Genomic DNA, 14314 nt, shown 5'->3' with positions numbered 1-14314 from the left:
TGCTCGAACAGCTAGGATTGCAGACGGATGCCGCATTGAAAGAGCTATTCCCGGATCGGACCTCTCCTTCTTCACAGGAGGAGCGACAGAACAGCACCTCGAAGAAGTAAGCGCTGCACGCCTCTTCCCCCAATGCAGGTGTAATTGATATTATTTCTTCAAGTAGCCAAGTCCAGGTGTCTTGAACTTGTTTAAATGCAAGGATCGATTTACATACTCGCTAGACCATGTAGAGATACCCATTGTATCGTAGCCACTGTCCATTATCCCTTGTATTAAAATTTTTAAGGAATAAAAGACAGCCCATGGGCTGTCCTTTTATTTTTAACCCTTGCTCAACAAAAATTAACTAGTAGTTGACAGTAATATCTGGTGCCAGGCTTTGTCTTAACTAAATCGAAATCTCTAGCTAGCTGCGAGTTCCCATAAATCTTCAAAAACGGGGTTAAGTTCGTAGATCTTTCCTGCAGATGCTGTTTAGTGAAAGGAATTGATTAATGCTGCATATTTTGATACGATCTGTATCAATACCAAGATTAGATGCCTCTGAATCCTTTGCAAATCCAGCTCCCTTTCAGATTCAAAGCGTTTAAAATATTTTGGATTTCATGCTTTTGATAAATCTATTTTGTCCGAGTGGATCTTTGGAGGTGTAGAAGATGCCGTTAAAAAGGGGTTTGAGTAATGCCACCCTTACGCTCCTCGTTTCTTTTGCTACAATGGCCATGGTTTCGTTTCAGCCACTATTAAGCATAGGGGCTTTACTCGCGGCTCTCGTGTCCATAGCCGCTGCAGTCAACCCTCGAAAAGCGCTTATCCTCACAGTACTGTATATCCCGATTGAACCATTTATCGTTTCATGGTTTTCGCTTTCCCTCTCAGATTTAATGAGAATCATCCCGGAGCTTTTGCTCTCTGCTGTGCTCGCAGGTACAATTCTCAGCAAGTTTAGGGAGGGAAGAGTTAACGGGATACCTGATACGCTTCTTCTTTCTGTCATCATGTTTGCGATTGTTATCAGCTTATACAATAACATCGGTCTTATAGACATGGTGATGGGCGGACGTTTGTTCTTTCGTTTTGCACTAGTCTACTTCATCGTTAGGCTGCTTCCGGATACAACAGGACTTTACGGACGTCTATTGAATCTTCTGACAAAGCTTCTGTATTTTGAAGTTGTTCTGGGCTTAATGCAGTTTTTAAGCAAGGCTGTTTTCGGCCCAGCACCTTGGAACACCTTTGGAGACAATCTCATTATGGCGGGCAGCACCTTTGGAGTTCAAGGTACCCTCGGCCGCTATGACCAATATGGTATGTTTCTCGCAATCATTGCTATACTTTCTTTATCAAGATACTTCATCCAAAATGAAGCGAAATTTTTGCCTATCCTAGCTGCACTTGCAGGTATTCTTCTTTCCACATCACGGCAAGCCTTAATCGTTCTAGTCATTGGAGCTATCGTTGTTTCCCTTGCTGCGCGTGGAAAACAAGCACTCCAAAAAAAGGGTAAAATTGTCACATTTAGTATATTACTAGCCTGTACCGTAGGAGCGGTCTTCCTTCTTCTCACACCTTCAGGGGATAGCCGTGGCTTTGTAACGAGCGAGCGTAATCCGCTCGAGCAAATCACGACTCTTTTTGACGCCAATACTTATAGCACGACAAAGGAAAACAACTTTCGGCTCTTCTATATCACAAACGTTGGTGAACAACTTTTAAAGCGTGATCCATTAGGGCTCGGATTAAATACATTTGGTTCGGCTCAAACGGTGGCTGACAACAAGACTCTTTATTACAAGTACGGTATAACGGACCAGTATTTCTTGAAGTTTGTAGCAGACGTCAACTGGATTTCGATTTTAGGCCAGATTGGCATAATTGGCTCTCTCCTATTTCTTGGGTTTCTTCTCTCAATTGCTTTTCAGAGCCTGTACCGAGCAAAGAAAGCAACGACAGATGAACAAGCTATTCTAATCGCGGCAGCGGCCCTAGTTATTTGCTTTATCGTAGCGGGCTTCCTTGGACCAAATTTTGAAATTCGGTCAAATTCGTTTTATCTGTGGCTAATAATGGGCTTGGCCGCTAAAATATCCATTAGCATGAGGACAACAAGTGCCAAAAATACACCCATTTAAAAAGCTACAGTCCATCACTGTCGCTTGGCTAGCAACCGCTCAACTGAGCGGTTTTTAATTTATAAGAATGGTTGTAGTAGCCAAAATCTTCCTGATTGCCTTGAATCGCAGCAATCGTCCGTGCCGCGAACCTGCACAAAACAAGCCGCCCCCAGCCCGAAATCGGACTGGGGGCGGCTTGCATGCCGGCCGGCTGCATTGTCGGAGGCTTAGTTGCCTCCGACCCGCGCCAGCTCTCTCATATTGGCCTCGAAGGCGGCCAGCAGGGCTTCGTCGCCCTTCAGGCCTTGCTCCTCCTCGGCATGGCGGATCTGCTCCAGCATCCGCTTGTAGTCCTTCGGAATGACGCGTACAAAGTCGCCCAGCGACTGCTCCCAGTTCGCCAGCACCCGGTCGCCGATCGCGCTGCCCGTATAGCGGACATGGTTCTCGATCAGCGAGCGCAGCTCGCGCACGTCCGCTTCGTCCTCGACGCGCTCCAGCAGCACCATCTCCAGGTTGACATGCTTGTAGAAGCTCCGGTTCTCATCGAGCACATACGCCACGCCGCCCGACATGCCGGCCGCGAAGTTCCGTCCCGTGCCCCCCAGCACGACGACGCGTCCGCCTGTCATGTATTCGCATCCGTGGTCGCCCGTACCCTCGACGACAACCTTGACGCCGCTGTTGCGCACGGCGAAGCGCTCGCCCGCGATGCCGCGGATGTACGCTTCCCCGCCCGTCGCGCCGTAAAAGGCGGTGTTGCCGATGATGACGTTGTTCTCCGCCGCGAAGGTCGCTTTTGGCGACGGGGCGACGATGATCTTGCCGCCGGAGAGACCCTTGCCGACGTAGTCGTTGGAGTCGCCCTCGAGCGAGAGCGTGATGCCCTTCGGCACGAACGCCCCGAAGCTCTGGCCGGCGGAGCCGACGAAGTGCATCTGGATCGTATCCTCCGGCAGCCCCTTGGCTCCGTAGCGGCTCGTCACCTCGCTGCCGAGGATCGTGCCGACGACGCGGTTGGTGTTGCAGATCGGGAACGTCGCCTTGACCGGCTCGCCGCGCTCCAGCGCGCCTTGGGCGGCCGGCAGCAGCGACTGCATGTCGAGCGACAGCTCGAGGCCGTGGTTCTGCTGCTGCACGTTGTAGCGGACCGCGTCCTGCGGAACTTCCGGCTGATGCAGCAGCGGCGCCAGGTCGATGCCCCGCAGCTTGTAGTGGTCCAGCAGTTCCTTGGCTTCCAGGACATCGACCCGACCGACCATATCGTTGATCGTGCGGAAGCCGAGCTCGGCCATGTACTCGCGCATCTCCAGCGCGACGAAGCGCATGTAGTTGACGACATGCGACGGATCGCCCATGAACTTCTTGCGCAGCTCCGGATTCTGCGTCGCGACGCCGACCGGACAGGTGTCCAGCTGGCAGACGCGCATCATGACGCAGCCGAGCACGACGAGCGGAGCGGTCGAGAAGCCGTACTCCTCCGCGCCGAGCAGCGTGGCGATCGCCAGATCGCGGCCGTTCATGATCTTGCCGTCCGTCTCGACGACGACGCGGTCGCGCAGGTTGTTGAGCATGAGCGTCTGATGCGTCTCCGCCAGGCCGAGCTCCCACGGCAGGCCCGCATGGCGCATCGAGTTCATCGGGGACGCGCCCGTGCCGCCGTCGTAGCCGCTGACGAGGATGACGTCCGCGCGGCCTTTGGCCACGCCCGCCGCGATCGTGCCGACGCCGACCTCGGAGACGAGCTTGACGTTGATGCGGGCGCGCGGGTTGGCGTTCTTGAGGTCATGGATCAGCTCCGCGAGATCCTCGATGGAGTAGATGTCATGATGCGGCGGCGGCGAGATGAGGCCGACGCCCGGCGTGGAGCCGCGCACCTCGGCGACCCACGGGTACACCTTGCGGCCCGGAAGCTGTCCGCCCTCGCCCGGCTTGGCGCCCTGCGCCATCTTGATCTGGATCTCGTCGGCGTTGACGAGATAGTGGCTCGTCACGCCGAACCGTCCCGAGGCGACCTGCTTGATCGCGCTGCGGCGCGAATCGCCGTTGGCATCCGGAATGAAGCGCGCCGGATCCTCGCCGCCCTCGCCCGTATTGGACTTGCCGCCGATGCGGTTCATGGCGATCGCAAGGCTCTCGTGCGCTTCCTTGGAGATGGAGCCGAAGCTCATCGCGCCGGACTTGAACCGCTTCATGATCGCCTCGACGCTCTCGACCTCGTCGATCGGCACCGGCTGGCGGTCCTTCTTGAAGTCGAGCAGCGAGCGTAGCGTCATGAACTTGCGGTCCTCGCCCTGGACGAGATGCGAGAACTTCTTGTATAGCTTGTAGTCGTCCGCGCGGGAAGCCATCTGCAGCGTGTGGATCGTCTGCGGGCTGAACAGATGGTCCTCTCCGTCCTTGCGCCACTGGTACTCGCCGCCGGAGTCGAGCTCGCGCTCGCCGCCCTGCTGCTCGGCATAGGCGCGCAGATGAGGCCGCAGCGCCTCCTGGGCGATGATGTCGAGACCGATGCCGCCGATGCGCGATGGCGTCCAGGTGAAGTACTTGTCGATGACCGACTCCTGGAGTCCGACCGCCTCGAAAATCTGCGCGCCGCGGTACGACTGGATCGTGGAGATGCCCATCTTAGACAGGATCTTGAGCACGCCCTTGGTCGCCGCCTTGATGAAGTTCTTGACGGCCTTGTCGTGCGTCACGCCGCGCAGCATGCCCTGGCGGATCATGTCGTCGAGCGTCTCGAACGCCAGGTACGGGTTGATCGCGCTCACGCCGTAGCCGAGCAGCAGCGCGAAGTGATGCACCTCGCGCGGCTCGCCCGACTCCAGCAGCAGGCTGACGCGGGTACGGGTGCCCTCGCGGATCAGATGGTGATGCAGGCTCGATACGGCGAGCAGCGCCGGGATCGGGCAATTGTCCTTGTCGGAGCCGAAGTCGGACAGGATGAGCACGTTATGCCCCTTGGCGATGACGCGGTCGGCCGCGTCGCACATCGTCTGCAGCGCCTTGCGCAGGCCGGCCTCTCCTCCGTCCGCCGGGAAGAAGATCGGCAGCGTGATCGACTTGAAGCCCGGACGGCGCACGTGGCGCAGCTTGGCGAACTCCTCGTTGGAGAGGATCGGCGAGTCGAGGCGGATCTGGCGCGCGCTCTCCGGCTCCGGATGGAGCAGGTTGCGCTCCGGTCCGAGCGACGTGCCGGTCGCTGTGATGATCTCCTCGCGGATCGCGTCGATCGGCGGATTGGTCACCTGGGCGAACAGCTGCTTGAAGTAGCTGTACAGCCGCTGCGGACGCTCGGACAGGACGGCCAGCGGCGAGTCGTAGCCCATCGAGCCGACCGGCTCCACGCCGGAGGACGCCATCGGCTCCAGCACCTTGCGCAGGTCCTCGAATGTGTAGCCGAACGACTGCTGGCGCTGCTGCACGGTCGCGTGCTCGAGCTCCGGCAGCTCCGGTGCGTCCGGCAGGTCGACCAGGCTGATCAGGTTGTCGTCCAGCCACTGCTGGTACGGCTTTTCCGAGGCGATGAGGTCCTTGACCTCCTCGTCGGAGACGATGCGGCCTTCCCTGGTGTCGACGAGCAGCATGCGGCCCGGACGCAGGCGGTCCTTGTACAGGATGTTCTCCGGCTCCACCGGCACGGTGCCGGCCTCGGAGCCGAGGATGATGACGTCGTCCTTGGTGACGTAGTAGCGTGCTGGACGCAAGCCGTTGCGGTCGAGCACGGCGCCGATCTGCGTGCCGTCGGTGAACGCCATCGCGGCCGGTCCGTCCCACGGCTCCATCAGGCAGCTGTGGTACTCATAGAACGCCTTTTTCTCCGGGCTCATGTCCTCGTGGTTGGACCACGGCTCCGGCACCATCATCATCGCCACATGCGGCAGCGAGCGGCCGGCCAGATACAGGAACTCCAGCGTGTTGTCGAACATCGCCGTATCGGAGCCGTCCGGATTGATGATCGGCTTGATCTTGTCCAGGTCCTCGCCGAACAGCTCGGAGGCGAACAGCGACTGGCGCGCGTGCATCCAGTTGACGTTGCCGCGCAGCGTGTTGATCTCGCCGTTGTGGATCAGGTAGCGGTACGGGTGCGCGCGCTCCCAGCTCGGGAACGTGTTGGTGCTGAAGCGGGAGTGGACGAGCGCGATCGCCGTCTCCATCGCCTCGTCGTTCAGGTCGACGTAGAACGAGCGCACCTGCTCGGTCGTCAGCATGCCCTTGTAGACGATCTTCTTGGAAGAGAACGACGGGAAGTAGAACATGTCTCCGCCCTCGAGCCCCGCGTAGCGGATCGCCAGCTCGGCGCGCTTGCGGATGACGTACAGCTTGCGCTCGAAAGCCAACTCGTCCGCGAGTGCCGCGTCGCGAGACACGAAGACCTGGCGCACGTAAGGCTTGGCCTTGAGCGCGGACTCGCCGAGCTTGGCGTCGTCCGTCGGCACGGTGCGCCAGCCGATGACGCTCTGGCCTTCCTCGGCGATGATCGCCTCGAGCTTGCTCTCGAGCGACTCGCGCACGGCCGCGTCCTGCGGCAGGAACAGCATGCCGACCGCATACCCGCCCTCGGCAGGCAGCTCGATGGCCTGACGGCTCAGCTCGCGCTTGAAGAAGCCGTGCGGGATCTGCAGCATGATGCCCGCTCCGTCGCCGGTGTTGGGCTCGCTGCCCTGGCCGCCGCGATGCTCCATGTTCTCCAGCACGGTCAGCGCCTGGCGGATGATCGTATGGGACTTGGCTCCCTTGATGTTCGCGACAAATCCCATGCCGCAAGCGTCTTTTTCGAACTGTGGATCGTAAAGGCCTTGTTTCGGCGGCAATCCCGTCATTTTCCTGTTCATCGGATGGCAACCTTTCTGTCGGAGGATGGATAGAGAACGGACGGCTGCGAACGGCTACCTATTAGATAGACATCTTCATTCCGGAAGCGGCTCCCGCCGTGCATGGAAGCTCTCCGAGCAGTCATCATGAATAAAGATGCATATTAATACATATCCATTACGTACCGTCCCGTCGTTCATAAGGCAGAAATCGGTCGGATCTCCATGGCGGCGATCCCGGAAAAAGGCAGGGGGGCTCGCATAGTTATTCCTCGATTTTATCACTAGGGCTTACACAGATCAATTGAATCTTTTTGATCGAGGAAGGAAACGTTTCGCTCCCGATCCCGCCCTTCCCTTGTGCGGCAAGGGTTTGAACCGGCCGATGGTGTCGCTTCGCCACGCTACAGCGGCGCTTCTGCAATCATCCTATCACATGCCTCCGCAGGTTGGGTATCCCAAGTTTAAGGATCGGCGGATCTTCCCGAACGATGACGTCCCATGTCAGGTCAAAGTAAGCCGGCACATGTATACTCATGCAAATTTTTAAACCAAAACTGCAACCGTGCCGGCTGCCGATCCGATGAAAACGCTGTCTCGCTGTCAGCTTGCCGGAAGCTACGGCGCAAACCGGACGCGAGCGGCGCAGGGCAAGGCGCGGCTACCTATAGTCGGAGGCCACGGTCCGCAGCTGATCGGCCGCGCGCGCCGCCCAGCGCTGCAGCCGGTCGAGCTCGTCCAGCATGCGGGCGACCGCCTGCTCGCGGGAGGCCTCGTACGGCGGCAGCTCCGCCGCGGCATGCGGCTGGATGTCGCGATTCGGCACGAGCGCCTTCTCGCGATGGGCCAGCGCCCGCCTTTCGTGGAAGAACGGCACGTCGGGGTCGTACGGATGGTGCAGGTCGCCCTGCTCGGGATGGCGCAGCACGGCCAGCGTCTCGACGACGCTCCGCGGCGTGCCCTGCTCGACCAGCCTGCCCGCATACTCGCCTGTCTTGTAGGTGAAGCGCACCCAGCCTTCCCCGGCCGGGACCTGATTCTCGTCGCTCATCGTTCATCTCTCCTTCGGATCGTTTCCCCAAGAATATAGGAAGCGGGGCGCGAAGCACAAGCGGACAAGCCGAGCTTGTCTTATGGGCGGCGCTCGTCGTAATATTGGAAGTGGAAAAGTAGGTGAGTGCATGCGTAAAAAAAGAGTGCTGCTGCTATCGGAGGGGTTCGGATCCGGACACACCCAGGCGGCATATGCGCTCGCTGCCGGGCTGAGGCAGCTGTCTCCGGATGTCCAGACCCGCGTGCTGGAGCTGGGCAAATTCCTGAATCCGGTGCTCGGTCCTCTGATCATGTCCGCCTATCGCAAGACGGTCGGCAAGCAGCCCAAGCTGGTAGGCATGATGTACCGCACCAACTATAAGCGATCGTTCAACCGGTTCGCGCAGCTCGCGATACACCGGATCTTCTATACCCAGACCGAGCAGGTCATCCAGCAGCTGCGCCCGGAGATCATCGTCTGCACGCATCCCGGCCCGAACGCCGCCGTCGCCAGGCTCAAGCGGCTCGGGCTCGACGTGCCTCTCTACACGCTGATTACCGACTACGACGCGCACGGCACCTGGGCCAGTCCGGAGGTCAACCACTACCTCGTCTCGACGCCCGTCGTCAAGCGCAAGCTGATGGACCGCGGCATCCCGTCCGGCCGCATCGAAGTGACCGGCATCCCCGTCCATCCGCAGTTCTGGCAGTCGCAGGACCAGGCGGACGCGAGGAGCGGGCTCGGACTGCGCAGCCTGCCGACCGTGCTCGTCATGGGCGGCGGCTGGGGGCTCATGGAGGAGGAGGACGAATTCTTCACCTACATGACCCGCTGGCGCGAGGAGGTGCAGCTGATCTTCTGCACGGGCACCAACGAGAAGTCGCGGGAGAGCATGCTGGCGGACGAGCGGTTCAACCATCCGAACATTCAGGTGCTCGGCTTCACGCGCGAAATCTCCAAGCTGATGGACGCGGCGGACCTGCTCGTGACCAAGCCCGGCGGCATGACCTGCACCGAGGGGATGAGCAAGGGTATTCCGATGCTGTTCTACAAGCCGATCCCCGGCCAGGAGGAAGAGAACCTGGACTACTTTATCGGCAGCGGCTTCGGCGAGATGCTGCAGTCGACCGCGACGATCGACCGCTGGTTCCGGCTCATCCAGGAGCCGTACAGCTCCGGCAAGCGCCGGCAGCGGCTGCAGTCCAAGAGCAGCCAGCAGTACGACCCGCAGGAATGTCCGTCGGCCGTGCTGAGGCTGATGCAGTAACCTCGCGGCACGGCCGGGACGATCAAGCCCTCGGCTCCGGTCGAGCGCCAGGCGAGTATAGGACGCATGCGTCCAGGCTATACCCATACGGGGGACGGGAGGACGCTCCCTCCCCTTTTCTTTCCTACACTACGTATTCTACGCCTCTAAAGGCAAAAGCCAAGGAGATGAGCAGATTGAACAACAAGGCTCTGGACGGCAAGACCGTCATCGTCCGGCTGGAGATCGACTCCGGCACCAACTTCAGCTCGGTCGTATCCGCCATCGAGGCGGCCGGCGGCGACATGATCGCCATCGACGTGATCCAGACGGGCAAAGGAAGCACGACGCGCGACTTGACGGTCAAGGTGAAGGACACCGGCACGACGGAGCTTCTCGGCAAGACGCTGGGACAGCTGCCGGGCATCCGGGTCATCAACACCTCCGACCGCACCTTCCTGCTGCATCTCGGGGGCAAGATCACCGTACAGCCCAAGACCGCCATCCACAACCGCGACGACCTCTCCCGCGTCTACACGCCGGAAGTGGCGCGCGTCTGCACCGCCATCCACGAGGATCCGTCCAAGGCGTTCACGCTGACGATCAAGCGCAACATGGTCGCGGTCGTCTCCGACGGCAGCGCGGTGCTCGGCCTCGGCAACATCGGCCCGGAAGCGGCGATGCCCGTCATGGAGGGCAAGGCAATGCTGTTCAAGCAGTTCGCGGACGTCGACGCCTTCCCCATCTGCCTGGACACGCAGGACACCGAGGAGATCATCCGCACGGTGAAAGCGATTGCACCTGCCTTCGGCGGCATCAACCTGGAAGACATCAGCTCGCCGCGCTGCTTCGAGATCGAGGAGCGGCTGCGCGAGGAGCTCAACATCCCGGTGTTCCATGACGACCAGCACGGCACCGCCGTCGTCCTCTATGCGGGACTGCTCAACGCGCTGCGCCTGACGGGCAAGTCGATCGAGGATGCCCGCATCGTCGTCTGCGGCATCGGCGCGGCCGGCACCGCCTGCACGAAGATGCTGCTCGCCGGCGGCGCCCGCAACGTGCTCGGCGTCGACCGCGACGGCATCCTGACGGCGGATCGAGACTATGCGCATCCGATGTGGAACTGGTACGCGGCCAACACGAACCCTGGACGCATCTCCGGCAGCCTGGCCGACGCCGTCGCCGGAGCGGACGTGTTCATCGGCCTCTCGGCCGGCGGCATCCTCAAGCGGGAGATGGTGCTCACGATGAATGAGCAGCCGATCGTGTTCGCGATGGCGAACCCCGAGCCGGAGATTCGGCCCGAGCAAGCCGAGGACATCGTCGCGGTCATCGCCACCGGACGCTCGGACTATCCGAATCAGATCAACAACGTGCTCTGCTTCCCGGGCATCTTCCGCGGGGCGCTCGACTGCCGCGCGACGACGATCAACGAGGAGATGAAGCTGGCCGCGGCCGAGGCGATCGCCTCCACGGTCGGCGAGGACGAGCTGAGCCGCAGCTACATCATCCCGAGCGTGTTCAACGCCAAGGTCGTCGAGGAAGTGCGCCGCCGCGTCGTGCAGGCGGCCCGCGACAGCGGCGTCGCCCGGCGGAATCCGCGGGAGTAGCGCGGTGCGCGCCGCTCCGCGTGGAGCCTCGGCGACGCCGGCCCTGCCTACGAGAGCGGCGGCGGCGCGTTAAAAAGAACCAAGGCGGAGAGCTTGCTCTCCGCCTTGGTTCTTTTTGCTAGGCTGGCTTCAGAAGCCGGCCGCGCGCGCGGCCGGGGCCTCCTGCCCGAGCGCCGCCTGGCGGCGCGCTCCCGCTCCGTAGAAATAAGACGAGCTGAGCAGGATGACGGCAATCAGCGTGAACACGACCGGGCCGCTCGTTCGATCGAGCAGCCAGCCGCCCAGCAGCGGACCGAGGAAATAGCCGAAGTTGCCGAACGTCTGCGCGCCGAAATATGCTCCGCGCAGCGGCTCCGGCGCCAGCCGGTCCAGCAGCAGGCTGCCGGCCGGATAGTTGAGGATCTCGCCGATCGTAAAGCAGATCATCGAGACGAACAACAAGGGAATCGTCGGAGAGAGGCCGAAGCCGACGAGCCCGAGCGCGAACAGGATGTTGCCCGCATGAATAGCCGAGATGGGGCGCCGCTTCTCGACCAGCCTGGAGAGCGGCATCTGCAGCACGATGACCGTGACGGCGTTGGCTGTCATGAGCCAGCCGAACACATAGACGCCCTGGCTGAAGCTCATCTCCAGATGCTGCGACAGCGTGACGGTATGCTGGCTGTAGCCGATGGCGACGAGGATGGCACCGACGGTGTACAGCTGGAGCACCCGATCGCGGCGGACGGCGGCCCACGCGGAGCCGATCGTGATCTTCTCCTTGGTGGCTCCTCCTTCGATCGCCTGGATGCCGAACGCATGCATCATCGCGAACAGGACGCAGCCGTAGAGCAGGAAGATGAGTCCGGTCACGAGAAACGGAACAGAGCTGCTGCCGACGCCGAGATAGACGCCGAGCAGAGGGCCGACGGCGACGCCGACGTTCCCCATCAGATAGCGGAGCGAATACAGCTTGAATCGTCGCTCCGGCTCGGTCAGGTCGCCCATGAGCACTTGCGCGACGGGATCGAACCAGGAGCGGCACAGGCCGTTCAGCAGGCTCAGCAGAAGCAGCAGCGCCGGCTGCTTGGCGAAGGCGAAGCCGATGAACACGGCGCTCCAAGCGAACAAAGAGACGAACATGACGAGCCTGCGGCTATAGCGGTCCGACAAAGCTCCTCCAATGAAGCCGCCGAAGGTGCCCGCGAGCGCGCCGGCGCCGGCGACGAAGCCGATCATCGCAGCACTCATGTCGGTGTTCTTGGCGAGGTACAGGGCAAGGAAAGGCATGCTCATCGAGGTGGCGATCCGGGAGATCATCTGCCCGACAAGCAGCGAAATGACAATCGGGTGGTACGCACGCAACAGGTGCTGGATTCGGTTCATGCTTTCACCGCGCTTTGGTAGGATGGCCGATAGGGAAGGGATACGGGAGCTTGCAGCTTCGGCGTGACGCAGGCACGCTTGTCGAACAGAGTCTCATTGTAAAAGAGAAGCTGCCGGCTTGCATAGGGTTGGTTTGGATAAACCTTGTTCTGCCAGCGCTGCTTCTGCCTTAGCAACGTCATGCTGGGCGTTTTCCCTTAAGCGGCGTCTCTCCGTGCCATATTTACCCTATACGAGTACGCTCCCTCTTGCAGGTATCCTTTCCTTTCAGCTTGTTGAACGCCATCAATCATGAGGCTCCAGCACATAGGGTAAACCGCTTCATATTAAAATCCCTGATGAGACATACATAGTTTTGAGGGCACCCACATAGTGCTTTCATATCTCGTTATTGAATAATTGCCCCCTCAATGATACGATATGTATCATTGAGGGTCAGGGGTGACACGATGCAAAATAACCATTTGTCAAATTTTAATGAGAAAGAAGGTGAGGAATGTGACTGAAAAGGTTAAATCAGGTGGGAGATCGTCTGGATTAATTGCCGTTGTTATTTTCGTTTCCATTCTCTCCATGCTAACTGCTGAAGCAATTGCTGGATCACCTTTGCAGTCGATCTTAATACTGTTCGTCTTACTCTCTCTTGCTGTAACCATTTTCGGAGTCACCAAAGGCATTATGACAAGAAAGTTTATTGATTTCATGTCGCCTTACATACTGTTTCCGATGATGTATTTAATCATATATGCTCCTGGAACAAACGAGGTCTTAAATACGAATCCGGAATTAGGCAGCAAACTTTTGACGCTCGTAATTCTAGGATTTGTAATGTTTTTGCTTGGTGCTTTTATGGCTAGCTCCTTATTCCTCAAATCACCTGAAAGAGGAACGTTGAATGATTCTCGTACCAATTACAAAAAAGTAATCAAGTTGTTCTATGTAATCGGCGGGATGTTCATGTTGCTATACTGGGCAAAATCAGGTGGACCACCAATTTTACACTCCGATCTTGAAAATAGTCGGGTCGCCTCCTTATCAGGAAACGGCATTCCATTTCATATGTCATTGTTGATGAGCGTAGCAATCTGGTTTCTGTTCATTAAAACGGAGAAATTCACCTTTAAGAAGAGCTTTATCCCTCTTTTTATGACCATTCTTCTGCTCATGAGTACAGGGTGGAGGAGCACAGCAGTAGCGCTTATTTTCGTCGCTTTGGCAATTTATCATTACAAGCGACCGATCTCGCTCGGTCGTCTTGGTGGGATCGGAGCGCTTATTATTTCTCTTATCGCGGGTCTGGGGCTTTTAAGGATCCGTTCCTCAAATAGTAAATTTGTTCTAAATGACATGATGGCTCAAGGGGATTACTTTGGGGCTTTTATCCAGTACCTTTATAACTATCCGGTTGTATTTGGGAAAGACATACTGAGTGCTGTAATTAGTCAACTTCCAAACTCTGCAATGCCTCTGCAGTACGGTAAGACTTTCTTTTGGAATTTTCAAACGATGATTCCTGGAAACGATGCACAGCCCTTCGACTTCATCCTGAAAGTAGCGTTAAGGCGGGGATTTGATGGAGGTGGACTTCCACCTACACTTCTTGGAGATCTATACATTAACTTCTCAACTGCAGGGATTGTCTTGGGCATGCTGATTCTAGGATTTATATGGTCAATGCTCCATCATTTATTGCTTCGGAATAAGAGCAATATTCTTGGCCTTATCGCTGCCATTACAATATATTTTCTCTCGGTCTCAATTCGGGGCGGTATTGAAAACGTAACATTAATGACGACGTGGCTCTGCGGCAGTGCGGTTTTAATCTTCGCTCTTGCCTACTATCCACAGAATGAAAAAGCGAAAGCTTTGGTAGGTAAACAGAAAATTGAGCAGTTGAGACTAAATCGATACGGCATAAAAACCCAATCATTAGAACAGCCACTCAAATGAGTGGCTATTTATTTTAAGGAGATGATTATATGGCGACTGAGGTGTATCTCGGCCCATCTAAAAAGCTCGCTTTCCTGACATTGCTGCGCTGCTTGTTCTATTGAGTGAAACGCCCCGCATCATGCCTCCCTCCTGTCCGCTTTCCCTAGCAAAGGAACCCTGCGAACAAGAGTCGTGGT

General features: G+C 58.1%; 7 protein-coding genes. 4 read left to right on the top strand and 3 right to left on the bottom strand.

From position 1 onward, the window contains the following. Nucleotides 1-659: 659 nt before the first annotated feature. Nucleotides 660-2135, top strand: a complete 1476-nt coding sequence (locus tag HGI30_RS05785; RefSeq protein ID WP_168906774.1) for an O-antigen ligase family protein — start codon at nucleotides 660-662, stop codon at nucleotides 2133-2135. A 209-nt stretch (nucleotides 2136-2344) separates the two neighbouring features. On the opposite strand, the gene gltB is transcribed toward HGI30_RS05785, so the two are convergent. Continuing rightward, nucleotides 2345-6952 carry a glutamate synthase large subunit gene (gene gltB / locus HGI30_RS05780; RefSeq protein ID WP_168906773.1) on the bottom strand — a complete coding sequence of 1536 codons (4608 nt, stop codon included), beginning with the start codon at nucleotides 6950-6952 and terminating at the stop codon, nucleotides 2345-2347. Nucleotides 6953-7592: 640 nt separating this feature from the next. After that, a complete protein-coding gene (kapB, locus tag HGI30_RS05775) occupies nucleotides 7593-7982 on the bottom strand; it encodes a sporulation phosphorelay system protein KapB (protein ID WP_168906772.1) in 390 nt (129 codons plus the stop codon). A gap of 130 nt (nucleotides 7983-8112) precedes the next feature. Here kapB and HGI30_RS05770 point away from each other — a divergent pair, with 130 nt between their 5' ends. Both HGI30_RS05770 and HGI30_RS05765 read left to right on the top strand, forming a co-directional pair. Further along, nucleotides 8113-9231, top strand: coding sequence for an MGDG synthase family glycosyltransferase (locus tag HGI30_RS05770; RefSeq protein WP_168906771.1), 1119 nt, complete (start codon nucleotides 8113-8115; stop codon nucleotides 9229-9231). 176 nt (nucleotides 9232-9407) lie between these two features. Beyond that, the gene (locus HGI30_RS05765) at nucleotides 9408-10820 is read left to right on the top strand and encodes an NAD-dependent malic enzyme (RefSeq protein ID WP_168906770.1); all 1413 of its coding nucleotides are present in this window, start codon (nucleotides 9408-9410) and stop codon (nucleotides 10818-10820) included. A 129-nt stretch (nucleotides 10821-10949) separates the two neighbouring features. Here the strand turns inward: HGI30_RS05765 and HGI30_RS05760 are convergent, their stop codons facing one another. After that, nucleotides 10950-12185 (bottom strand): MDR family MFS transporter, encoded by a 1236-nt coding sequence (locus HGI30_RS05760; protein WP_168906769.1) that lies wholly within the window; start codon nucleotides 12183-12185, stop codon nucleotides 10950-10952. A 498-nt stretch (nucleotides 12186-12683) separates the two neighbouring features. Here HGI30_RS05760 and HGI30_RS05755 point away from each other — a divergent pair, with 498 nt between their 5' ends. Then, the gene (locus HGI30_RS05755; protein ID WP_168906768.1) at nucleotides 12684-14135 is read left to right on the top strand and encodes an O-antigen polymerase; all 1452 of its coding nucleotides are present in this window, start codon (nucleotides 12684-12686) and stop codon (nucleotides 14133-14135) included. Nucleotides 14136-14314: the final 179 nt, after the last annotated feature.

This window comes from Paenibacillus albicereus (assembly GCF_012676905.1).
GTDB lineage: Bacteria > Bacillota > Bacilli > Paenibacillales > Paenibacillaceae > Paenibacillus_O > Paenibacillus_O albicereus.
Note: the sequence above shows the minus strand (reverse complement) of the source record. Positions and strands in the feature narration are given on the sequence as shown.